General features: G+C 32.1%; 20 protein-coding genes. 12 read left to right on the top strand and 8 right to left on the bottom strand.

What is annotated here, in order from left to right; genetic code table 11:
* Positions 1-110: 110 nt before the first annotated feature.
* Positions 111-1,907: a translation elongation factor 4 gene (gene lepA / locus HGK31_RS03215; protein ID WP_191858458.1), complete on the top strand. Its 1,797-nt coding sequence runs from the start codon at positions 111-113 to the stop codon at positions 1,905-1,907.
* Here lepA and HGK31_RS03210 read toward each other — a convergent pair.
* The 3 genes from HGK31_RS03210 to HGK31_RS03200 form a co-directional block, all read right to left on the bottom strand.
* Positions 1,904-3,760, bottom strand: coding sequence for a cation:proton antiporter (locus HGK31_RS03210; RefSeq protein WP_191858457.1), 1,857 nt, complete (start codon positions 3,758-3,760; stop codon positions 1,904-1,906). The two genes, lepA and HGK31_RS03210, sit on opposite strands and share 4 nt — an antisense overlap.
* A 101-nt stretch (positions 3,761-3,861) precedes the next feature.
* Positions 3,862-5,631: an SLC13 family permease gene (locus HGK31_RS03205; RefSeq protein ID WP_191858456.1), complete on the bottom strand. Its 1,770-nt coding sequence runs from the start codon at positions 5,629-5,631 to the stop codon at positions 3,862-3,864.
* Between the two features lie 21 nt (positions 5,632-5,652).
* Positions 5,653-5,970, bottom strand: a complete 318-nt coding sequence (locus HGK31_RS03200; protein ID WP_104735136.1) for a DUF202 domain-containing protein — start codon at positions 5,968-5,970, stop codon at positions 5,653-5,655.
* 168 nt (positions 5,971-6,138) lie between these two features.
* On the opposite strand from HGK31_RS03200, the gene HGK31_RS03195 reads away from it, so the two are divergent.
* The 4 genes from HGK31_RS03195 to HGK31_RS03180 all read left to right on the top strand — a co-directional run bounded on the left by HGK31_RS03195 (position 6,139) and on the right by HGK31_RS03180 (position 11,056).
* Positions 6,139-6,999 carry an MBL fold metallo-hydrolase gene (locus tag HGK31_RS03195; protein WP_191858455.1) on the top strand — a complete coding sequence of 287 codons (861 nt, stop codon included), beginning with the start codon at positions 6,139-6,141 and terminating at the stop codon, positions 6,997-6,999.
* Positions 7,000-7,012: 13 nt separating this feature from the next.
* Positions 7,013-8,620 (top strand): S8 family peptidase, encoded by a 1,608-nt coding sequence (locus tag HGK31_RS03190; protein ID WP_191858454.1) that lies wholly within the window; start codon positions 7,013-7,015, stop codon positions 8,618-8,620.
* Between the two features lie 64 nt (positions 8,621-8,684).
* The gene (locus HGK31_RS03185; RefSeq protein WP_191858453.1) at positions 8,685-10,481 is read left to right on the top strand and encodes a M1 family metallopeptidase; all 1,797 of its coding nucleotides are present in this window, start codon (positions 8,685-8,687) and stop codon (positions 10,479-10,481) included.
* On the top strand, positions 10,481-11,056 hold the full coding sequence (locus HGK31_RS03180) for a hypothetical protein (protein WP_191858452.1): 576 nt from the start codon (positions 10,481-10,483) through the stop codon (positions 11,054-11,056). Before HGK31_RS03185 ends, HGK31_RS03180 begins: the two co-directional genes overlap by 1 nt.
* Positions 11,057-11,070: 14 nt before the next feature.
* On the opposite strand, the gene HGK31_RS03175 is transcribed toward HGK31_RS03180, so the two are convergent.
* Positions 11,071-12,261 (bottom strand): succinylglutamate desuccinylase/aspartoacylase family protein, encoded by a 1,191-nt coding sequence (locus tag HGK31_RS03175; protein WP_191858451.1) that lies wholly within the window; start codon positions 12,259-12,261, stop codon positions 11,071-11,073.
* 4 nt (positions 12,262-12,265) lie between these two features.
* On the bottom strand, positions 12,266-14,116 hold the full coding sequence (locus HGK31_RS03170) for a CBS domain-containing protein (RefSeq protein ID WP_191858450.1): 1,851 nt from the start codon (positions 14,114-14,116) through the stop codon (positions 12,266-12,268).
* 131 nt (positions 14,117-14,247) lie between these two features.
* On the opposite strand from HGK31_RS03170, the gene rnpA reads away from it, so the two are divergent.
* From rnpA to HGK31_RS03155, 3 genes are read left to right on the top strand one after another with little or no spacing between them, the layout of a single operon-like run.
* Complete coding sequence (rnpA, locus tag HGK31_RS03165) at positions 14,248-14,628, top strand: ribonuclease P protein component (protein WP_104735131.1); 381 nt, start codon at positions 14,248-14,250, stop codon at positions 14,626-14,628.
* A gap of 2 nt (positions 14,629-14,630) precedes the next feature.
* Complete coding sequence (locus HGK31_RS03160) at positions 14,631-16,265, top strand: S41 family peptidase (RefSeq protein WP_191858895.1); 1,635 nt, start codon at positions 14,631-14,633, stop codon at positions 16,263-16,265.
* Positions 16,266-16,296: 31 nt separating this feature from the next.
* The gene (locus HGK31_RS03155; RefSeq protein WP_104735130.1) at positions 16,297-17,154 is read left to right on the top strand and encodes an OmpA family protein; all 858 of its coding nucleotides are present in this window, start codon (positions 16,297-16,299) and stop codon (positions 17,152-17,154) included.
* Here the strand turns inward: HGK31_RS03155 and HGK31_RS03150 are convergent.
* Genes HGK31_RS03150 through rpiB form a run of 3 tightly spaced genes read right to left on the bottom strand, consistent with a single transcriptional unit; the run spans position 17,151 to position 18,997 of the window.
* Positions 17,151-17,594 (bottom strand): GNAT family N-acetyltransferase, encoded by a 444-nt coding sequence (locus HGK31_RS03150; protein ID WP_191858449.1) that lies wholly within the window; start codon positions 17,592-17,594, stop codon positions 17,151-17,153. The genes HGK31_RS03155 and HGK31_RS03150 overlap by 4 nt on opposite strands.
* 14 nt (positions 17,595-17,608) lie before the next feature.
* The gene (locus HGK31_RS03145) at positions 17,609-18,520 is read right to left on the bottom strand and encodes a cation diffusion facilitator family transporter (protein ID WP_191858448.1); all 912 of its coding nucleotides are present in this window, start codon (positions 18,518-18,520) and stop codon (positions 17,609-17,611) included.
* Positions 18,521-18,562: 42 nt separating this feature from the next.
* On the bottom strand, positions 18,563-18,997 hold the full coding sequence (rpiB, locus tag HGK31_RS03140) for a ribose 5-phosphate isomerase B (RefSeq protein WP_191858447.1): 435 nt from the start codon (positions 18,995-18,997) through the stop codon (positions 18,563-18,565).
* A gap of 539 nt (positions 18,998-19,536) precedes the next feature.
* Here rpiB and HGK31_RS03135 point away from each other — a divergent pair.
* From HGK31_RS03135 to HGK31_RS03120, 4 genes are all read left to right on the top strand, one after another.
* Positions 19,537-21,006, top strand: a complete 1,470-nt coding sequence (locus HGK31_RS03135) for a T9SS type A sorting domain-containing protein (RefSeq protein WP_191858446.1) — start codon at positions 19,537-19,539, stop codon at positions 21,004-21,006.
* 155 nt (positions 21,007-21,161) lie between these two features.
* On the top strand, positions 21,162-23,399 hold the full coding sequence (locus tag HGK31_RS03130) for a ribonuclease R family protein (protein WP_191858445.1): 2,238 nt from the start codon (positions 21,162-21,164) through the stop codon (positions 23,397-23,399).
* 24 nt (positions 23,400-23,423) lie between these two features.
* On the top strand, positions 23,424-24,095 hold the full coding sequence (locus HGK31_RS03125) for a head GIN domain-containing protein (RefSeq protein ID WP_191858444.1): 672 nt from the start codon (positions 23,424-23,426) through the stop codon (positions 24,093-24,095).
* 42 nt (positions 24,096-24,137) lie between these two features.
* The gene (locus HGK31_RS03120) at positions 24,138-24,818 is read left to right on the top strand and encodes a LysE family translocator (RefSeq protein ID WP_191858443.1); all 681 of its coding nucleotides are present in this window, start codon (positions 24,138-24,140) and stop codon (positions 24,816-24,818) included.
* Positions 24,819-24,846: the final 28 nt, after the last annotated feature.

Genomic DNA, 24,846 nt, shown 5'->3' with positions numbered 1-24,846 from the left:
CGGTTTTACAGTAAATGAAATTTGTGTTGCAATATTGTTAGTATAAATATTTAAAGCATAATAAAACAATTATATTTGCAAACTAGTTTTGTTATGCTAGATTAGAGGTTATGAAGCACATTAGAAATTTTTGCATTATTGCGCATATTGATCATGGAAAAAGTACTCTTGCTGATCGCTTATTGGATTTTACAGGTTCAGTAACCGAGCGTGAGAAACAAAATCAGTTATTAGATAATATGGATTTGGAACGTGAACGTGGTATTACCATAAAATCTCACGCCATCCAAATGGATTATGTTTATAAAGGAGAACAGTTTGTTTTAAACTTAATTGATACGCCAGGTCATGTGGATTTTTCTTATGAAGTGTCTCGATCTATAGCGGCTTGTGAAGGTGCTTTACTTATTGTAGATGCTGCTCAAAGTATTCAGGCGCAAACTATTTCAAATTTATATTTAGCTTTAGAAAACGATTTAGAAATTATCCCTGTTCTCAATAAAATCGATTTACCAAGTGCTAACCCTGAAGAGGTTAAAGACGATATTGTTGATTTATTAGGTTGTCATCGTGATGAAATTATTCCTGCAAGTGCTAAAACTGGTGTTGGTATAGAAGAAATTCTTTCTGCAATCATAGAGCGTATTCCTGCCCCAAAAGGTAATGTTGATGAGCCGCTTCAAGCACTGATATTTGATTCTGTTTATAATCCATTTCGTGGTGTAGAGACATATTTTAGAGTCATTAACGGCTCTATTAAAAAAGGACAGCAAATTAAATTTATTGCGACCAATAAAAATTATTTTGCTGATGAAGTTGGGACACTCAAACTAAAACAACTTCCAAAACAAGAAATAAAAGCTGGTGATGTAGGTTATTTAATTACTGGTATAAAAGAAGCAAAAGAAGTGAAAGTTGGTGATACCATTACTGATGCTAAAGACCCAACTAAAAATGCAATTAGCGGATTTGAAGATGTAAAACCAATGGTTTTCGCTGGAATATATCCTGTTGATACCGAAGATTATGAAGACTTGCGTGCTTCAATGGAAAAATTGCAATTAAATGACGCGTCTTTAGTATTTCAACCAGAAAGTTCTGCAGCTTTAGGATTTGGATTTCGTTGTGGATTTTTAGGGATGTTGCACTTGGAAATTATTCAAGAACGATTGGAACGTGAGTTTGATATGACTGTTATTACAACAGTTCCTAACGTGTCATATCACGCCTTTACAAATAAAAATCCAGATGAAATTATTATAGTTAATAACCCTAGTGATTTACCAGAGCCTTCAACATTAAATCGTGTTGAAGAACCATACATAAAAGCTACTATTATCACAAAATCTGATTTTGTTGGTAATGTCATGTCGCTTTGTATTGATAAGCGCGGTGTAATTACTAATCAAACGTATTTAACAACGGAACGTGTTGAACTATCCTTTGATATGCCTCTAGCTGAAATTGTATTCGACTTTTATGATAGACTGAAAACGGTTTCTAAAGGCTATGCCTCTTTTGATTATTCACCTATTGGAATGCGATCTTCAAAATTAGTTCGTGTGGATATTCTTTTAAATTCTCAACCTGTTGATGCTTTGTCAGCTCTAATTCATGCTGATAATGCATATAATATTGGTAAAAAGATAACAGAAAAACTTCGAGAGTTAATACCTAGACAGCAATTTGATATCCCAATCCAAGCTGCCATTGGCGCTAAAATTATTGCTCGTGAAACCATAAAGGCTTTACGTAAAGATGTTACTGCAAAATGTTACGGTGGAGATATTTCTAGAAAGCGTAAACTTCTTGAAAAACAGAAAAAAGGTAAAAAGAAAATGCGTCAAGTAGGAAATGTGGAAATTCCGCAACAAGCATTTATGGCTGTACTGAAGCTTAATGATTAAGTTTCTTCTTGAGCTTTAGATTCTGTTTTGATATCTAATGCTTTGCCTAAATAAACCAACTGACATTTATTATTTATTTTATCGGTTTCTTTACTGTATGAAGAAATGATATGCAGCTCACCCTCTTCATCTTTTACAAAAAGAGGAATCATATCGTTATTTTTATTCGTGATTTCTATAAGTTCGTCATAATGCGCTTTATCCTTGACTGGTATTTCATGAATTAAAGGATATTTTCTAGTGACTTCCGTTATTCTTACATAATCGTCTGTATGTGAAAATAAGCCCTCTTTAGGACTGTTTTCGTTATTCTGCATTTCCTCACGTGTTACCAATCTAAAACTACCATTTTCACCAAACTGTTTACTAAATTTATTTATAGTGTATTTGTTAATATCAGCATTGGCAGTCATTGCCATAAGATATCCAACATCATTCAACTCAATGTTATCTGTTAAAGTTTCTGAATATATATTAACATTTAAAGCTTCAAGCCCTAGTTCATGAGCTGCATCAATATTTGATTGATTGTTATCAATTAATACAACGTGTCTTTGATTAGACTCTAAATAATTGCCAATTATCCGAGCAAATTTTGAAGCCCCAACAATTAAAATACCTTCGCTTTTTGTTAAGAAAACACCTAAAGCTCGCGCTACCATTCTAGCCGTCGTTGCATTTAAAAGAACTGTTCCTAAAACAATCATAAACACCAAAGGCGTAATATATTCAGCGCCTTCCACACCTTGTTTAATAAGCTTTGTTCCAAATAATGAAGCAATACCCGCTGCTACAATACCTCTTGGACCAACCCAACTAATAAATACCTTTTCATTTGATTTAAGTTTAGAACCTGCAGTACTCAAAAAAACCGCAAGTGGTCTTATTACAAAAACAACAATGGCAAACAATACAGCAGTATTCCAATTATATAATAGCAATAAATCTTCAACGCTAATATTTGCAGCTAGTAAAATAAACAAAATAGATATGAGAAGTACACTTAAAGATTCTTTAAAGTAAAGAAGTTCTTTTCGGTTTTGAAGATTACTGTTACCTAAAACCATTCCCATAACAACAACAGCCAACAGGCCTGACTCATGAGCAAATATATCCGACTCTACAAACACCAATAAAACTGTTGAAAGCGATACAACATTTAATAAATAATGAGGAATCAAATTTTTATTAATCACAAATTTTAAGGCGTGAGCAAATGTGAAGCCAAACGTTGTACCGAATAATATAATCTTACCAAACTCAATAAAAGCCGTTTTAGTAAAACCGCTATCACCTCCTACACTTATAAATTCAAATACCAATACTGCTACTAAAGCACCAATAGGATCTATTAAGATTCCTTCCCATTTTAAAACTGCTGAAACATCTTTTTTTAAAGGAATATTCCTTAAAATAGGTGTTATAACTGTTGGTCCTGTAACTATAATCAATGCTGAAAATAAAAAACAAACTTCCCAGCTTAGATAAAATATGTAATGCGCGGCAATTGCTCCTCCAAAAAACGTAATAATAGATCCAAGTGTTATAAGCTTTGTAATAGATGGAGCGACATTCCTGATTTCATCTCTCTTGAGTGTTAATCCTCCTTCAAATAAAATCACACTAATGGCTAATGACACAAAATAGTATAAACCATCACCTGGAAAAAGACCTTTTTTACCGTTCCAAATAGGTTCAATCCATTTCGTCCCGTCTTCACTTAAAAATTCAGCAGCTATTGGACCAACCAAAAGTCCAATAAGGATTAGAGGTAAAATTGCAGGGATTTTTAATCGCCATGCAAACCATTGCGCTAAAATTCCTAAAATGATTATACCTGCTAATTCTATCATGCTATTAAGTTTTAGGGAAAAATAGGAATAAAAATTTAAAATGACACTTTTTTAAAAATGATTTATAATAACAAACCATATCTTATAACAAAGTATTCCTGTTAAAACGGAAAAAATTGTGGAATTATAAATGTAGCAGCAATCCAAATAAGAATGTTTAACGGAGTTCCAAATTTAAGAAAGTCAGTAAATTTATAATTCCCAGGAGCATAGACCATTGTATTAGTAGGATAGCTCATAGGTGTCATAAATGTTAAAGAACAAGCAAACATTACTGCAACTAAAAAAGGACGATTACTAATTTGCATAGCTTCAGATAAACTAATTACTATTGGAGTCATCAAAGCTGCTGTTGCCTTGCTAGAAATTAAATTAGTACAAATAAAAGTAACTAAATAAATTAAGCTCAATGTAATTTGAGCATCATATTGTCCCAAGGTTTCTTTTATGTTGTTTGCTATTAATGTGGCGCCTCCTACTTTTTCAAGAGCTGTTCCCATAGATAAAACACCAGCCATCATAAAAATAACTTTCCATTCAACAGCTTTATAGGCTTCAACTGGTTTTAAAATTCCAGTTATAATCATTAACAAAGCTCCAACCATAGCGCTAATCAATATAGATGTTATATTTAATGATGCTGCCAAAACTACGCCAATACCTATCAAGACAGCTGGAATAGCTTTTGTATAGTTTGTTTTTTTCTTCTTATACTCTGAAAGTCTTACAATGATTTTATTGGATTCTAAATTATTTATTTCCTCTTCTTGTCCCAAAATAAGAAGCATGTCTCCTTCTTTTAATAAAATATGGCTCAATTTATCATACTTATTTTGCCCTCTATGACGTATTGCAATCACTGAAGAATTGTATTGATTCCTAAAATTGATTCCTTTTAGAGACATACCAGATAAGCTGGATCCAAAAGGAATAATAACCTCATAAAGATTGAAAGATTTAAATTTTTCTTCAGCAAGCTTCATGCGATTTGAGCCTTTAATGCTATAACCATCTAAATCTAAAAGTCTAGACAGTGTTTCGGGAGGGACAATTATTTTTAAGATATCTCCTTTTAATATTCTTGTGTCTAAACTAAAATTGTGTTTTAAAACTTCATTTCTAAGAATTGAAAGTACATTAACATGATAATCACTTACAAGTTGTGATTTTCCTAGTAGTGTATTAATATCAACACAGTTTTCCTCAACAAAAAGTTCAGTTATATATGACTCTGCTCGTTTTGTAAGCTCATTGTTTTCGCCTCTGTTTTTAGGCAATAACAGAGGACCAATGATAAAAATATAAGTAAATCCAATAGCTAAAAGACATAAAGCCGCTCCGCTAAATTCAAACATTCCAAACTCTTCAACGCCATGCTTCTTTGCATAACTACTTACTAAAATATTTGTAGATGTGCCTATTAAGGTACATGTGCCACCAAATAACGCTGCAAAAGAAATAGGTATTAAAAGCCTGCTGGGTCTGATATTTGTTTCTCTACAAACAGTTAAAGCAATAGGAAGTAACAACGCAACAACAGCTGTATCATTAATAAACGCTGAAAATAAACCTGAAATACAACAAAACACCATGAGCGCAACACTGTAATGTGTTTTTGCTACTTTAATAATTTTATAACTTAATCCATCTAATATTCCTGAATTAAAAACGCCTGCACTAACTACAAAAATACAGCCTAGCGTAATGGTTGCTGGGTGATTAAATCCTGAAAAGCCTTCTTCTGGACTTAAAACACCAGCGACAATAAACATTGCCATAATTAGTATAGAAGTTGTATCAATTGAAAAGTAGTCTTTCACAAACAGAAAAACACCAACTAGAATTATAGCAAATGTTATAAATAAATCCATTGTTGACCGTAATTAGTAGTATTAATCTACCTCTTTAGCTTTTTCTTCAGATTTATAGTATACTCTTTTCAGACTCTTCTTAAGTAAGGTAAATCGGTATATTCCTATTACAAAAAAAATACCACTAAAAATCAATGATAAAATGGCCAAATATTTAAAATTTGTAAATTCTTTTAGCTGAAAAAACGCAATGCCACCCAAAAGCAAATACAGTGATGATCGTATATAAGACAATAGCGTTCGCTCATTAGCTAAACGGGTTCGCTCAATTGCTAAATAATCTCTCAATATAACCTGTTCGTCTGGATTGAAGTCTCGACCAAACCTCAATAACTTCATTTTTTTTATTTTGGGAGTAGATTTCATTTGGCAAAAATTTCTATTATAAAAGTATATCATTAAGATACAAAATTTATTAAAAATGTTAAAAAAGCTCTAATTAATGGTGTTTACACCAGATAATGTTTGTTGCTTTTAGTAATTTGCAAAGCAATATTTCATTCAAATATGAACCTATACCCTATAAATGCTGGTAATTTTAAACTAGATGGTGGTGCCATGTTTGGTGTGGTACCAAAATCACTCTGGACAAGAACCAACCCAGCAGACAATAACAATATGATTGATATTGCAGCGCGCTGCTTATTAATTGAAGATGGTAATCGATTAACATTAATTGATACTGGAATGGGAGACAAACAAAGTGAAAAGTTCTTTGGTTATTATTTTCTCTGGGGAGATGATTCTATTGATAAATCGCTTAAGAAATACGGTTTTCATCGAGATGATATTACTGATGTTTTTATGACTCATTTACATTTTGATCATTGTGGTGGTAGCATTCAATGGAATAAAGACCGAACAGGATATGAGCCTGCTTTCAAAAATGCCCATTTTTGGAGTAATCAAGATCATTGGCAATGGGCAACAAAACCCAATAAGCGAGAGAAAGCTTCCTTTTTAAAAGAAAATATTTTACCCATGGAAGAAAGTGGTCAGTTAAAATTCACATCACTTCCAGAATTAGATTTATTACAAAACTCAAAATTGGGTTTTGATATTTTCTTTGCAAATGGACATACCGACAAACAAATGATTCCTATGATTAAATACCATGGGAAAATCATATGTTTTATGGCCGATTTATTACCAACTGCTGGACATTTACCAATACCATTTGTAATGGGTTATGACACAAGACCGTTGTTGACATTGGACGAGAAAGAAAAGTTTCTTAAAATGGCGGCAGATAATAATTATTACTTATTTTTGGAACACGATGCACATAATGAAATAATTACAGTAAAAAACACTGAAAAAGGCGTGCGTTTAAACGAAGTTTTTAGCTGTAATGATATATTTAACTAAAATAAATTATACAATGAAATTAATTAAATCCTTCTTTTTTATTGCTTTTACAGCGATAATCTTAACAAGTTGTGGTGGTGGGTCAGCAGTATTATCAACTCCTGTTGAAAATATAGACAACGTCCCGTTAAAAGAAACAGAGCTAACCGAAAGTGAAAAACACAATTGGGGACATCTAGACCTGGTTGCTGACACCATCCCTGGAATGAGTGTTGATAAGGCTTATGCTGAAATTATTAAAGATAAAAAAGGAAAAACAGTAATTGTAGCTGTTATCGATTCCGGTATTGATATCGAACATGAAGATTTAGATGGTGTTGTCTGGACCAATGAAGATGAAATTCCAGGAAATGGAATTGACGATGATAAAAATGGTTATGTTGATGATATACATGGTTGGAACTTTTTAGGAGACACCTATGATGAGCAGTTAGAATTTGTTCGTATAATCGTTAAAGGTGACAAAAATAATCCACAATATGATGCTGCAGTTGCCGAGTACGAAGAGAAATACCAAGAAGCTTTATCAAATAAACAACGTTACGACCAAATTTATGAAATGGTAAAAAGCGCTGACGAAACTGTTTCAAAACATTTAAAGAAAGAAGACTATTCAAAAGAAGATGTTGAGGCTATTAAATCGGACGACGCTACAGTAAATCAAGCCAAAGCGATGCTTCAAAACATGTATGGTAATGGTTTTGATAATACTGATGCTGCATTAAAAGCTATAAAAGGAGGCGTTGAGTATTATACTGATCAATTAAATGCCAATTTAAACAAAGAGTTGAAAGGAAGAACAACTGGTGATGATCCTGATAATTTATCTGATGTTGGTTATGGAAACAACAACGTTATGCCTTCTGAAAAAGGTGAAAGTCACGGGACACACGTTGCTGGAATTATTGCCGCAGAACGCAACAATGGTTTGGGCGCAAATGGCGTGGCTAATAATGTAAAAATAATGAGCTTAAGAGCGGTTCCAAATGGTGATGAATATGATAAAGATATTGCACTAGCTATACGTTACGCTGTTGATAATGGCGCTCAAATTATAAACGGAAGTTTTGGGAAGTACTACTCACCACATAGTGATTGGGTTCGTGATGCTATTGCTTATGCTAGTGATAACGATGTGTTGTTCATTAACGCAGCTGGAAACGAAGGAATTGATATTGACAAAAAAGATGTGTATCCAAACGATGCTATCGGAACAGGTCCTGAAGTTTCAAAAACCTTTATTACTGTTGGAGCGCTAGAACCAAAATACGGTTCAGGAATGATTGCAGGATTCTCAAATTATGGAAAGTATAATGTTGATGTTTTTGCTCCAGGAGCCAAAGTGTATTCTACAACTCCAGAAAATGAATACGATACAAAGGGTGGAACATCCATGGCTGCTCCTGCAGTAGCCGGTGTAGCTGCATTAATTCGATCATACTATCCAAAGTTATCTGCCGAACAAGTGAAGCAGGTTATTTTAGATTCTGGATTACCTGTAAAAACCAACGTTGTTGTTGGCGGAAATCCTGAAGATGTTAGACCGTTTGGAGACCTAACTAAATCAGCTAAAATGGTTAATGCTTACAACGCATTAATCATGGCAAGCCAAATGAAATAAAACAATTCAAAATCTTAAAAAATCCTATCCTAAAGTGATAGGATTTTTTTTAAACTTCAATCAAATGAAAAATTTATTCTTAATCGCATCCTGCTTTGTGCTTATCCTATCTTGTGGTACAAGCAATAAAGCCATTGCGCAAAACCCAACAAATTCAAATGATAATTGTTACTGGCAACAACATGTAGATTATAAAATGGAAATTGATATGGATGTGGAGTCGTATCAATACAAAGGGAAACAAACTTTGGTTTATACCAACAATTCTCCAGATGTTTTAAATCGTGTTTACTACCATTTATATTTTAATGCTTTTCAGCCTGGTAGCGAGATGGATATTCGTTCGAGAACCATTGCAGATCCTGATGGTCGTGTAGGAGATAGAATCAGTAAACTACAACCCAATGAAATTGGCTTTATCAAGGTCAATTCATTAAAGCAAAATGGAAAATCCATAAAATATGAAACCGTTGGAACAGTGCTGGAGGTTGAACTTGCAAAACCTATTCAGTCTGGTGAATCTGTGACGTTTAATATGGATTTTGATGCGCAAGTCCCTATTCAAATTCGTCGTTCAGGAAGAAATAATGCTGAAGGTGTGGCACTATCAATGACACAATGGTATCCTAAATTAGCTGAATATGATTTTGAAGGCTGGCATGCAGATCCTTATATAGGTCGTGAATTTCATGGTGTTTGGGGTGACTTTGATGTCAAACTAACTATCGACAAAGATTATGTTGTTGGAGGGACTGGATACTTGCAAGATGATATAAAAACAAAAGGTGATAAAAAAACATTGCATTTTGTAGCGCCTAAAGTTCATGACTTTACATGGGCTGCAGATCCAGAGTACATTCACGATACTATGCAAGTTCCAAATGGTCCAATGCTCAATTTTTACTACAAGAGTACATTGGATGATGAAAAGAAAGAAAGTTGGAAAAAGCTTCAACCAAAAACAGTAGAGTTGATGCAGTATTTCAGCGAGCATATTGGTAAGTACCCTTATGATCAATATTCCGTAATTCAAGGTGGTGATGGCGGTATGGAGTATGCCATGTGTACACTTATTACTGGTAATCGCTCATTTGGAAGTCTGGTTGGAGTAACTGCTCATGAGTTGGCTCACACGTGGTTTCAATTTCTGTTAGCCACAAATGAAGCAAAACATGAATGGATGGACGAAGGGTTTACAAGCTACATTAGCGATTATGCAATGAATGAAGTTATGGATGAAGGTAAAGAAAACCCAACAGTTAACGCTTATAGAGGTTATTTATATCTGGCTAAATCTGGTAAGGAACAACCGCTTTCTACGCACGCTGATCGCTATGAGTTTAATCAGGCCTATGGTATTTCGGCTTATAGTAAAGGTGAAGTATTTTTAGCTCAATTAGGGTATGTTATTGGTGAGGAAAACCTTAAAAAAGCCATTAAAAAGTACTTTAATGATTTTGCTTTTAAACACCCAAGACCAATTGATATTATCCGATCTGCTGAAAAGGTAACAGACTTTGAATTGGATTGGTATCTAATAGATTTTACTCAAACCACAAATACAATTGATTATGGTGTAAAAAGTGTTGAAGATAAAACCATTAATTTAGAGCGTATAGGATTAATGCCAATGCCTTTAGATGTAACAGTAACATATACTGATGGCACGACCGAAGACTATTATATCCCTTTGCAAATGATGCGTGGTGAGAAGCCAACTTCAGCAACCATTATTGCAGACTGGGCCTGGGCGAATCCTAATTATTCATTTGAAGCATCAAAAACTGTAAAATCAGTTAATATAGACCCTAAACAAGGTATGGCGGATGTTAATCGTGAGAACAATTTATTAGAAAAGTAGTGCGGTTAGTTTTTTTATTGGTATTAATTTTTTCTACTCAAGCATGTTTTTCTCAAGACAAAACAGTTAATAGTGAAAATGTGCTCCAATGGCAAGAGGATTATAAACTTCGAGTTGAAGATTTTCAGAAAGCTAGGGATGATAGTGATAGTTATTCATTTACGGCCTACAAAATTGAATTTTATCCTTCAGAAGTTATCGTTGATAGGAATGACTATATTCAAGGTTACAAGCATTTGACTGTGGTAGCGGAGTTTCATATGAATCAATCGCATTTTCATCCTGATTATGAGTCTGACTTATTAGAATATGAACAACTAACATTTGATATCGCAGAATTATATGCTCGAAAAATAAGACAGAAGTTTGATGAATTGAAGATTTCTAAAGAGAAGCGCTTTTCAGCTTATCAATATGAATATAACTTTTTATTAAGAGCGTGTAAAGAATATCAATCTGAATTCAGAAAAGCTACTAATAGTGGTTGGGAATCTAAAGCAGCGCTAGATAAATGGCGAGTCAAAATATATGAGGAGCTAGAAAAACTTCAACAATATTCTATAAAGCCACTTTAACGAGTGGCTTTTTTTTAGTACCAGTCTTCATTCTTATACATTATGTTTTTTGAAGCCCATTCTCGGCTTGAGAGTCTTAAATGTGTGGCATCTATTTTTTGAGTTCTATAACCCAACAAATGAAAAAACGATTTCGCTAAAAACCTTGCTATTTTTAGATTCACAAGTAAAACCTGTTTATGTTTGCTTTCCCAAGAAACGCCAGGTAAAATCACTAAAAAATTATCAAATTTTACACGTCTTAAAAACTCAGATAATTTTAAGAAGAATGGTTTTATAGGTTTTATTATAAAAAAGCCTTCTGCACCAATTTTTTGATATAATGGCATGAAAATTCTACCACGTTGTTTTGGGGTGATTTTGCCGTTTACGTCAGTTGCTAAAACCGTTTCTTTTCTTATTTTTTCAAAACTCTTAAAACCTTCAACCATTTTAAAATTATCTTCTGGTTTTATACGGTGTAAATAATTTATCTCAAAAGCATCTTGAATATTATGACATTGCTCAAGTAATTGCTTATAATGCGCCTGAAAATCCAAATCTGCATCAGATTTTATAGCCTTTGTAAAAAGAAGTGCTAAATAAATAAAAGATTGACTGTTTATCACAGCGTCATTGTCATTATGTTGTCCAGATTCAAAACCTAAAGAAACATAACCTAATTGGTTAACATAACTTAAAAGGGGTCCCTCTAGATACTCCTCAATTCCTAAGACGATTGGTACCGGAAAAAGCATTGAGAATTTTCTATTTATTAAGGCATCGTTTATAGTTATAAATGGAATGGTTTTACTAGAGGTTGTATGAAAATCAATAAAATAAAATGGTCCAGATTCAGTTTCAATAATGTTGTGAATGAGATGGTACAAATCAATTAACTCTTTTTCCTCATAATTTAAATTAGTTTTCTTTTTTATACTATTAATACGTTCTTCAAACCAGAGTCTATTTAAGTCTTCGTTTATGTAGCGTTTATTTTGTTTTAAGGCTTGAATATTTCCAGTTATAGCAAAGATTGTCCCTAAAACATCTTTCGGGTTAATTTGATTAAAAACATGGTTTAAGGCAAATACACCAGCAGTTTCATTTCCATGAATTCCTCCAAAAAAAACTACGGTAGGGCCATCTATAATGCCTTTAATCTTTCCGATTATACGATGTGTTTTTATAATTTCTTTAAGTGCTGGACTACTAACCTCAACCATGTATTTATATATCTTTTGAAGTTATAATTCCAATTAATTTATCATTTTTAAGTACAGGAAGACTATGTATTTCATGTTTATCCATTAGAGCTTTTGCCTCTGATATGGGCATCCACTCGTTAGTTGTTATAAGGTTTTTATGCATAACCTCTTCAATTGAAATGTTGCTAATATTTACATTATCAATATATCTTGAAACATCGTTCCAGGATAATAAGCCTACTAAACTCAAATCATTATTAATCACTGGCATATGATGAATGTTCTTCCATTTCATGATATTTAAAACCAGTTTAAGGCTGTCATCTTTCTCAACCGAGAATATTTTAGTACTCATATGATGCTTAACAGTTTTTTCAGCTTCAAAACCTAATGACTCATGACCATTTAAAACACTCCAACTTCCAACTGGATAATCTTGTTCTTGTTTATTGTATAAATTAGCTACCAAAATTTGGGCAGCAGTATATGGTTTATGGTTTTCCTGTAAATTTCGGTAGCTTTTTACCAACCATTGAGAACCACAATTAGATTTTATTCGATTTTCAATTATTGTTAAATACTTTTCAGCATCTCTCGGTGAAATGTCTGCTTTATACAGGCCTTTATATGCCATAGGTAGTAAGTGATCAAGTAATAAATTCTGACTTGAAACATACTCTCCGTTCCATATAAATTGAGTGCCCATACCATATCTGGCCGCATTAAAAAAGTTAGTTTTAACATCTTTAAAATCCCATTTTTCGTGAATGTTTTCAAACGCTTTTGGTTTACCAAGCATCAAACCAACCCAAAACATCATATTGGCAATTTCATCAGTTAACGTGGGTCCTGAAGGAATATAACGGTTTTCAATACGAAGATGTGGTTTTCCTCCTCCCACACCATAACATACACGATTCCACCTATAGACTGTCCCATTGTGAAGACTTAAGGCTTTTAATTTTGGAATCTCACCAGATTCCACCATATCAACACTATCTTTGTCATACTCTGCGGTTACTAGGCTTCTAAATCGTGAAACACTATCTCTGAAAATATCTACAACAGATCCCGTTTCCCAGTTAGCTCCAAAGCTTACACGAGACTGTTTCTCATTCAAAATAAATGAATTCGCTCGTGTATCAACACTTTGAGTAAATAGAGCAATACGTGTTTCATTCCAAAGCTCTTTTCCGAATAATAAAGGTGAGTTGGTACAAATACCTAAAACAGGACCAGCAATGGCTTGAGCCCAATTATAATCATCTATAAACCGATCAGGATGAATTTGTAAATGAGCCTGAAAACTGGTGTTACAAGCCTCTAACATCACCGAATTGTGTAATAAATTCAACTCATCTACACCCTTGATATGAATACTAAAATCTTGTTTTCTTGAATCTTTAATTGCTTCATTCAGCACTTTATAGCGTTGAATTTTAGTCATATTATCATCTGAAATATACTTAAGTGATAAGGTTGGTAAAATACCTGTGAGAATAATTTTAGTGTTATGCGCATTGCAAACTATTTTGGCTTTATCAAGAAGTTTGGAAAGCTGTTTGTGCAATTGCGAAAAGCAATCTGCTTTTAATTCTAACGGATCAGAATTAATTTCAAGATTATAATTACCAATTTCAGTCGTAAAATGCTCATCGTTTATGTCATTCAATAAAGCTATAGAGTTGTCATTAGGATAAAAATCATTATTTACGATACAAAACTCTTGCTCCGCTCCTATTCTTATGGGTTCTTTTTCTATTAAACCCTTATTTAGCATGATTTCAAGCGCTTCAATATCTCGTGTTAATTGATGAATAAATGCTGCTTTCTCTTCTTTTGAAATCAATCGTGTTACATTTAAATTACCCATACCTAAAAAAATTTACTTATAATAGTTATGTAAGTTACAGTGAAGAGCTTTCAAAAAATATGATTTATGTCATACTGAAAATAGACTTTCAATGAATTGTAATTACTATTTTCGCAATTAGATAGCATTAAATGAAGGCAACTTATTCCAAGAAAGATAAGCTTAAAAGCAAAAAACTCATTGAACAACTGTTTACTGATGGACAGTCTGTTTCGTCATATCCGCTACGATTAGTATATTTAAAAACCAATTTTAACGAAAATGTCTTTGCAAAAACTGGTGTTTCGGTTTCAAAAAAACACTTTAAAAAAGCTGTTGATAGAAATAGGATTAAGCGACTTATGCGTGAGGTTTACCGATTGAACAAAACCAATTATTTTAACAACATTACAACACAATATGCGTTAATGATTTTGTACATTGGTAAACATATACCTACTTATGCAGAACTCGAACAGCCAATGAATAAACTGTTTGAAAAATTTGTAGATAAAGAATCTAAAAGTAATTGATGATGAAAAAACTACTAAAAAAGCGCATTATTATCCCTTTTTGCGCTCTTATAATATTCATATCCAGTACGGCATTTCAAAACGATTTTTTTGAAATAGCCAAGCAAATAGAAATATTTACCACCTTGTACAAAGAGGTCAATATGAACTATGTTGATGATACAAACCCAGCCCAGCTCATGGATACTGCCATTAAAAGTATGTTGAGCGATTTGGATCCTTACACACAGTTTTACAATGAACAAGACGTAGAAGCTGAAAAAATAAGACGTACAGGAGATTATACTGGCATAGGAGCCAATGTAAGGACTATGAAGGACAAGTTAGTGATTATAGAGCCTTACAAAGACTATCCTGCAGACAAAGCAGGTTTAAAAGCTGGTGATGAAATTATAAAAATAGGTAACACTGTATTGGCAAATTATAAAGAAGATGCTGGTGATTTATTAAAAGGCTCTTCTAGTACCAAAGTAACTGTTACGTATTTAAGACAAGGCAAGGAATACAACGCAGACATTATGCGTTCTGAAGTTGAAATAGATGCTGTTCCACATTTTTCTATGATTGATGATAAAACCGGTTATATTGTTTTAGATAAGTTTAATAATAAAGCTTCATCTCAAACAGGATATGCTGTAAAAGACTTAAAAGCTCAAGGTGCTGAAAATATTATTCTAGATTTAAGAGGTAATCCAGGAGGGCTTTTGCTTGAGGCTGTTAAAATTGTCAACCTATTTGTTCCTAAAGGTCAACTAGTAGTTTCAACCAAATCAAAAGTTAAAAAATTCAATCGGTCTTATTACACACAAAATGATCCAATAGATACTGAAATACCTCTCATTGTGCTTATTAATGGTACGAGTGCCTCGGCAAGTGAAATAGTGTCTGGCGCACTTCAAGATTTGGATCGCGCAGTTATAGTAGGATCTAGAAGCTTTGGTAAAGGTTTGGTACAAAGGCCAAAGCCTCTTACCTATGGAACACAATTAAAAATTACTATTTCTAGATACTATACTCCATCTGGTCGTTGTATTCAAGCTCTTGACTACTGGAACCGTGATGATAAAGGAAACGCTGTGCGCATTGAAAAAGATAGATACAATGAATTTAAAACTAAAAACGGTAGAAAAGTATTTGATGGTGGTGGTGTTTTCCCAGATGAAGCATTAGCAGAAACTAAAAATTCAGCCATCACAAAAGCCATTCAAAATGATTTTTTGATTTTTGATTTTGCTACTGATTATTATTACAAACATCCCAATACAGATATTCACAATTTTAAATTAACAACAGCAGATTTCAATGACTTTAAAAACTTCTTAAAAACAAATGATTTCACATTTGTTACTGAAACAGAAAAAGCACTTTCTAAAGTATTAGAAAAAGCTGTAAAAGAAGATTTGGATGATAATATTGAAACCGATTACAATGCCCTTGTTTCCAAGCTTAATAACTCTAAAGAATTAGCAATTAACGAAAATAAAGAAGAAATTCTTGCGTTATTAACTGATGAAATAGTAAAACGTTTTGTTTACAGGGAAGGTTTGTACGAATTCTACAGAGAACATAATTTAGAAATTAAAAAAGCATCTGAAATTTTATCCAGCCCTTCTACATATAAAAATTACTTAAATTAAGTATATTTAAGATAATTTGTAAATACCTACAATGAATAAATTAATAGCGCTCTTCATATTGTGTGGTTTTAATATGCTCTTTTCTCAAACAGATGCAGAAAGAGAACGTACACATATTGTTTTCTTTGAAACCGATCAATATGTAGTACTTCCCACCGAAGAAAGCAGACTTATGCTGTTTTTATCTGAAATTGAATCGCTAGACATCGAAAAAATCTCTATTTATGGCTTTTGTGATGATAGGGGTTCTGACTCTTACAACCAATTGTTATCACAATATCGTGCTAATTCGATTAAGACCATTTTTTCAAATAATGAATTTGATGAATCAAAAATAACCAATGTTGATGGTAAAGGAGAAGTACTTCTTGAAGTTGTAAAAGAGAATGAAATTGCAAAAATACGTGGCTTAAACCGTAAAGTAGAAATCCGTGTACAACCCTATTCTCCGCCAAGAACAGCAGATGAAATAAACAAACCTAAAAAGAAAGAGTTTTCTGAAGCTATAAAAGGCGATATAAAGGCAGGCGATAAATTTTTATTAGAAAACATTTTATTTAAAACAGGTTATAGTTTACTCCTTCCAGAATCTAAAAAAACCCTTGAAAAAATTGCCGAAACGTTGTTAGAACGAGAAGATATTTATTTCACCATTCAAGGTCATGTCTGTTGTACTCAAAATGGAAGAGATGCTATGGATAGGCAAACAAACAAAAGGAATTTATCTGTTACAAGAGCAAAATATATTTATGATTATTTAGCAAAAAAAGGAATAGATAAACGACGTATGAAATATGTTGGAATGCGGCGAAAGTTTCCTTTGGGTGGTGATCCTAAATTTGACCGACGTGTTGAAATATTAGTAACATATGTTGGAGAAGGAAACTAACTTTTTATCATTTTAATGTGTGGAATACCATCTTCAAGGTACTCCTCTCCTATTTCTATAAATCCTAATTTGTTATAAAAATTACCCAAATAGGTTTGCGCTGAAATTAATATTTCCGTTTCATTAAAAACATTTTCTATTAAACTAATTGACGCTTTCATAATATCATATCCATATTTATGATGGCGTTCACTTTTTTTGACTACTACCCTACCAATACTAGCTCGTTCAAAATAATCTCCTGTTTTAAAGACTCTAGTATAAGCTACTAATTCGTCGTTTTTATAACCCAAAATATGGTAAGCTTTCATATCCTTACCATCAATATCTTGATATACACAATCCTGTTCTACAACAAAAACTTCAGATCGTAATTGTAATAAATCATACAACTCTTTAGTATTTAATTCCTGAAATTCTTTGGTTATAATTTTTAACATTTTAAAGAGAATAATTAATCTTGAACAATAATGTCTTTTGGATCTGCTTTATTAAATTCCGGTTGTATAGTCACGTGATTTATTTCAAATTCGTTATGTAAAATGTCTTCTATTTGCTTTAAAACAGTATTGAATTCAGTTATGGGTATATCTTCTTTTAAATCTAAATGTGCTTCTAAATGTAATTCATCATCATTTAAGCACCATACGTGAACATGATGTAATTTTTTAACTTTTGGTAATTTATGAACAGCACGAAGCACTTCTTTTATATCAACCTGATCTGGAGTAAATAACATGAGAATTCGAGTTGATTTTTTTAGCAAATCATAACCTACCCAAACCAGGTACAATGCTATAAGTAACGTTAATAAACTATCTACCCAGAATATTTTATAATACTTCATTAACAAACCACCAATCAACACAGCAACGCTCGCCATCATATCTGTAAGAAGATGTAAATACGCCGAACGCATGTTAAGGTTAGTATTTGCATCTCGTTTTAGTAACAACACACTAAATCCGTTAGCTAGTATAGCAATTGCTGATAGCCAAATAACAAGATTAGATTCTATTTCTTGAGGATTTTGGAAGCGTTCAACTGCTTCAACAATTAACAAAATACCAACTATGACTAATGTGGAGGCATTAATGAATGCTGCTAATATTTCAGCACGTTTATAACCGAATGTTCTATAAATAGAAGCTTTGCGTTTGGATAGTTTTGAAGCTCCAAAACTAACCACTAGTGAAATAACATCAGAAAAATTATGAAGCGCATCACTCAATAAAGCTAAACTACCTGAAACTAATCCACCTATTATTTGCGAAGCTGTAATAATGATGTTTAATAAGATAGAAATAATGAGATTTCTATCTTTCATATTGGTGTGTGAGTGGCTATGTGAATGTGAGTGACCCATTATGTACCAATATTAAATTGGTATCTATTTAAATATTAATATCTAGCAACTTGCAGGAATTTTATCAACGCGTTTTTGATGACGACCTCCTTCAAATTTAGTTTCTAAAAATGTACTAACCATTTTTATAGCTTGAGGAATTGCTGTAAAACGAGCAGGAATACAAATAATGTTTGCATTATTGTGTTGTCTAGTTAGTTCAGTTATTTCGTTTATCCAACAAATTCCTGCACGTACATTTTGATACTTATTAGCTGTCATAGCTACACCATTTGCACTACCACAAATTAAAATTCCAAAATCAACTTTGTTATCATTAACGTCTTGAGCAACGGGATGTACAAAATCAGGATAATCAACACTATCATTACTATCTGTACCATGATTATTTACAGTATAACCTTTAGATGTTAAATATTCAACAATTGCAAATTTATAGTCAGTTCCAGCGTGATCGTTACCTATAGATATTGTCATAATTTGATTACTTTAATATTAAGGTTATAAAGGTACAAAATGCCAGATTTTAAATCGTAAAATTTAACGTGTTTATAAAACAGTCTATATAGACTCATAACTTGTTAATATCTATTTATCATTTTCTAATAGATATATTTTTAAAATTCAATTAAAATTACAAGCAAAAATTCAGACGAAAGGAACAAAAATTTTAGCATCTTTTTTTGGTTGACTTTTAAGCATGAAATCTGACTTTATAAACAGTAAAAAATAAAATTAATATTAATATTTAACTATTAACATGAGTTATAAACAGCTGTTAATAGTAATTAAAATAGTATTCATAATGAATGTTTTATAAATAAAAGTTGTGTTAATTACCTATCAACTTTTTGTAAACTACGTCATATCAAAATAAATACTAAAAAAGTTATACGTGCTATTAACAAGCTATAATAATCATTAATATTTTTTTTTAATTTAAAAGAAAGAATATAATTAATTTTATAAATGTTGATAAGCATATGTTTTATAGTTTTGTATGAAAATTTTAGTTTATGAAACATATTATTACTCTATTACTTCTCTTTCCTTTATTTATATTTAGTCAAGTTCAAATTGGCCAAGATATCATTGGTGAAGCAGAAAATGATGGTTCTGGTTGGCCAGTAAGTTTAAGTGCAGATGGTTCTGTGGTAGCCATAGGAGCAATTGCAAATGATGGTAATGGATCAAGATCAGGTCATGTACGTGTTTTTGAAAATCAATCTGGTAGTTGGGTGCAGATAGGTCAAGATATTGATGGCGAAGCTCTAGATGATTTTTCAGGATATTCTGTAAGTTTAAGTGCGGATGGATCTGTAGTAGCTATCGGAGCACCAAATAATGATGAAAATGGGATAGATTCAGGTCATGTGCGTGTTTATAAAAATCAATCCGGAGTTTGGACACAAATTGGAAGTGATATTGACGGCGAAGGAGGGGCTAATAGTGAAGGAGATATAGGTAGTGAGTTTGGTTCTTTTGTAAGTTTATCTGGAGATGGAACTGTTTTAGCAATATCAGCTAGAGCTCAATTATTAAATCAAATTAATAGGTCTGGTTATGTACAAGTATATAAAAACATATCAGGAGTATGGACGCAAATAGGAAGCACCATAGATACTGAACCAGAAGATACTTTTTTAACTTCAGTGGTTTTGTCAGATGATGGTACTACAATAGGAATTAGGTTTGTTATATATAACGGAAGTGAACAATTTAGTTTTATACGTATATATAAAAACCAATCCGGAATTTGGACACAAACAGGTCAAGATATTAATGGATATTATTTATGTAGTTTATCATCAGATGGTAATAAAATTGCAGTTGGAAAGGAAGAATATATATCTGGAGAACACACTATTATAGTAAAAGTTTATGAAAATCAGTCTGAAACTTGGACTCAAGTAAGTAGTGATATTGAATGGTTAGTCTCTAACTCTGATAATGATATTATAAATCCTAGAATAGATTTATCTAATAATGGAGATATAATAGCTATAAGTTATATTAATCATGGTTCAAATACTGGTTTTGGACAAACTCGTATTTATCTCAATCAATCTAATGAATGGACTCAAATAGGAAGTGATATAATTGGAGAAACAGAAAATGATTTTTTTGGTGATTCAATAAGTTTAAATGCGGATGGGTCTAAAATTGCTATTGGTGCTTCTGGTACATATAATGATATTTCTCATATAGGATATGTTCGTGTTTATGATTTAACACAAGCTTTATCAGTAGATGAAAATAGTCTTATAAACTTTAATTTATTTCCTAATCCAGCTTCTACAAGTATTGCAATTGAAGTTCCAAAGAATCTAGATATTAAAACTATAGCTATTTATAATAATTTAGGACAATTAGTTACAAAAACAACCAAATCTATAGTTGATGTAAGTAGTTTATCATCAGGAGTTTATGTGGTTGAAGTAATAACCAATAAAGGAAAAGCTTCCAAAAAACTTATTATTGAATAATTGGTTAGTTATCAAATAATTAACTTTAAAAACATATTAGTTTAATTTATTAACCGTAGCTTTGTAATTGTTTAATACAAATTACTTCGCCTTGAGTATTAAATTATAAATGAAAGTGTTCCATACTTTAGGAACCAGAATATGAAAAGAATTACATGACAAGAAAGAAAAAAAGGAAATCATCAAAAAATAAGATTTCTAACCTGACTAATACAATCTTAAGTATATTAAAAAAAGAACGAAATAAATCCTTTAATTATAAACAAATTGCAGCTAAAATTGGTGTTGATGATGCGAGTAGTCGTAATCAAATAATTAAAAAACTCCAACAGTTAAAAGCTAAACAAGAAATTGAAGAAGTAGAACGTGGTAAATTTAAAGCCATTGTTACAACCGAGTATCACACAGGAATTTTAGACCTATCGCACAAAGGATCGGGTTATATTATTAGCGATGATTTTGAAGAAGATGTTTTTATAGCATCAAATAATATTAATCGTGCATTAAATGGTGACGAAGTAGAATTCTATGCGTATAAACGTTTAAAACGTGGTAGAAGAGAAGGAGAAATTACGCAGGTTTTAAAACGTGCAAAAAATGATTATGTTGGTGTAATTCAAATTCAAAACAATAAGAATTTTGCGTTCGTAATACCAGACAGTACAAAAATGTATAAAGATATTTTTGTTCCAATTAATAAGATTAACAAAGCTGAAGATGGTGATAAAGTTTTAGTATCACTGGATGATTGGCCTGAAAAAGCAGATTCACCACACGGACGTGTTCTAAAAGTTTTAGGTAAACCAGGAGAACACAATACCGAAATTCATTCGATTTTAGCAGAGTATGGTTTACCATATGAATTTCCGCATGAAGTTGAAGATTACGCTAACAAAATAAATACTGCTATTACTAAAGAAGAAATAGCTAAACGTCGTGATATGCGTGATGTTTTAACCTTTACAATCGATCCAAAAGATGCTAAAGATTTTGATGATGCATTATCATTTCAAATATTAGAAAATGGATTATATGAGATTGGTATTCATATTGCAGATGTGTCACATTATGTAAAACCTGATACGGTTCTTGATGATGAAGCTTATGAACGTGCTACATCGGTTTATTTAGTAGATAGAGTCGTACCTATGTTGCCAGAAATTCTATCTAACAATGCGTGTTCATTAAGACCACATGAAGAAAAATATACCTTTTCAGCTGTTTTTCAATTGAATGATAAAGCTGAAGTAAAAAATCAATGGTTTGGTAGAACAGTAACCTATTCTGATGCGCGTTTTGCTTATGAAGAAGCGCAAGCTATTATTGAAAATAATCCAAATGTCACCTCGAGCGCAGTCGAGAGGTCTCAAATTAATTCAACCATTCCTCAAGATGTATCCTTAACAGGAAAAGAATATCAAGCAGATCAAGCTATAGCTGAAGCTGTATTAACGCTAGATAAGCTTGCAAAAATAATGCGCTCAAAACGTATGCGCTCTGGCGCTATTTCTTTTGATAAAGTTGAAGTAAAATTCAATTTAGATGAGGATAATAATCCTGTAGGTGTATTCTTTAAAACGTCAAAAGATGCTAATAAACTGATTGAAGAATTTATGTTGTTAGCAAACCGAAAAGTGGCTGAATTTATTGGTAAACAAAAACCACAAAAAACCTTTATTTATCGGGTTCATGATGAACCAGACGAAAGTAAATTAGCAGCTTTACAAAATGTTGTTGGTCGTTTTGGATATAAGTTAAATTTTAAGGACAGAAAAAGTGTTGCATCTTCTTTAAATAATTTATTAAGTGAAGTAAATGGTAAAAAAGAACAAAATTTGGTTGATACATTGACTATTAGGACAATGAGTAAAGCTGAATACACCACTCATAATATAGGTCATTATGGTCTAGCTTTTGATTACTACAGTCATTTTACATCACCAATTCGTCGTTATCCAGATGTTATGGCGCATCGCTTACTACAACGGTATTTGGATGGAGAAAAATCTGCTAATGAAGATGTTTATGAAGATAAATGCAACCATTCTAGTAATATGGAATATTTAGCTACAAAAGCTGAACGCGATTCAATAAAATACATGCAAATACGTTTTATGCAAGACCATCAAGATGAAGAATTTGTAGGTGTTATTTCTGGCGTAACCGATTGGGGAATTTATGTAGAAATTATTGAAAATAAGTGTGAAGGTATGGTTAGTGTTCGTGATATGAAAGACGATCATTATCAATTTGATGAAGATCATTTTGCATTAATTGGGAAAAATACTAACATTATGTATCAACTTGGTGATGAAGTAGTTGTCAAAGTAAAAGATACGGATTTAGTAAAAAAGCATTTAGATTTTCATTTAATTGGAAAGCACAACGCATAATAATTATATAAATAGTTTAGAATCATGAAGTATATTTTTGTTGCAGTGACCATGTTATTGACAACTGCATTGTTTTCACAAACCGAAAAAAATTTAGGTGACTTCAAGGAAGTTAAAGTTTATGATAGGATAGAAGTGGAGCTAGTAAAAGCAGATGAGAATAAAGTTGTTGTTTCTGGAAAAAACACTGAAGACGTTGTTTTTGTCATTAAAAACGAAACTTTGAAAATTAGAATGACTCTGGAAAAAATTTTTAATGGTGATGAAACTGAAGTTAAAGTATATTACAAGAATATTGATATTATAGATGCTAATGAAGGTACCTTTATTGGATCTAATGATATTTTTGAGCAATTTGAAATAGACTTAAGAGCACAAGAAGGTGGCTCAATAAAATTACAAGTAAAAGATCTAACTTTTCTAAATATAAAAGCTATTACAGGAGGTTCTTTACAAGTAACTGGGAACTCCAAAAATCAAAATGTTGACATCAATACTGGTGGGACCTATAAAGGAAAAAGTCTCCAAACTGAAAAAACAGACGTTGTAATTAGAGCAGCTGGCGAAGCTAGTGTTTATGCTACAAAAGAGGTGACTGCAAAAGTTAGGGCAGGTGGTAGTGTTTATATTTATGGAAATCCTGAAACAGTTGATGAAAACACTGTTTTTGGTGGTAAAATAGTTAGAAAGAATTAATTACCTGCTTTTTTTATAAATTTGTGGAAATGCTATCCACTTATGCTTGACGCAATTTTAGCGGCTATCCCATTCGGAATTATTCTGTCCTTTACTATAGGACCTGTTTTTTTTGTTTTACTAGAAACCAGTGCCACAAAAGGCTTTAAAAGCGCTTTTATATTTGATTTAGGTGTCATATTTGCTGATATTTTTTTTATAATTGTAGCGTTTTACAGTACTACTAAGCTTTTAGATAAGGTAAAAGATGATCCAAGTTTTTTAATTTTTGGTGGTGTTTTGTTAGCAGTTTATGGCTTTATTTCTTTTGTGAAAACATCAAAATCCTTCCGTGAAATAGTTAGAGATTATCACACTGTAGAAATTAAAAAGAAGTTTGGTAAACTTTTTATCAAAGGGTTTTTACTCAATTTCATAAACATTGGTGTATTACTCGGTTGGCTCGGTTTTATTGTTATTGGTAATTCATTAACTGAAACAACAAAAGAGCTTTGGGTGTTTTTAGGTACTATATTAGCTGTTTATTTCCTAGTAGATTTATTAAAAATGGCAGCAGCTAAAACCCTTAAAAATAAATTGACACCAAGGCGTATTTTTAAAACTAAAAAAATCGTTTCTCTGGTTATAATGGGATTTGGTATTCTTCTCTTAATTCAAGGTTTTTTTCCAAAAGAAAAAGAACTTCTCAAAGAAAAACTGGAACAAATAAATCCTTTGGATTGATAATTAGGTTTTTGTTTTTGAACAGTCT

The sequence above is a fragment of the Hanstruepera ponticola genome, from assembly GCF_012931685.1.
GTDB classification, from domain to species: Bacteria; Bacteroidota; Bacteroidia; order Flavobacteriales; family Flavobacteriaceae; genus Hanstruepera; species Hanstruepera ponticola.
The sequence above is the reverse complement of the archived record's forward strand: the minus strand, read 5'-3'. Positions and strand labels throughout refer to the sequence as shown.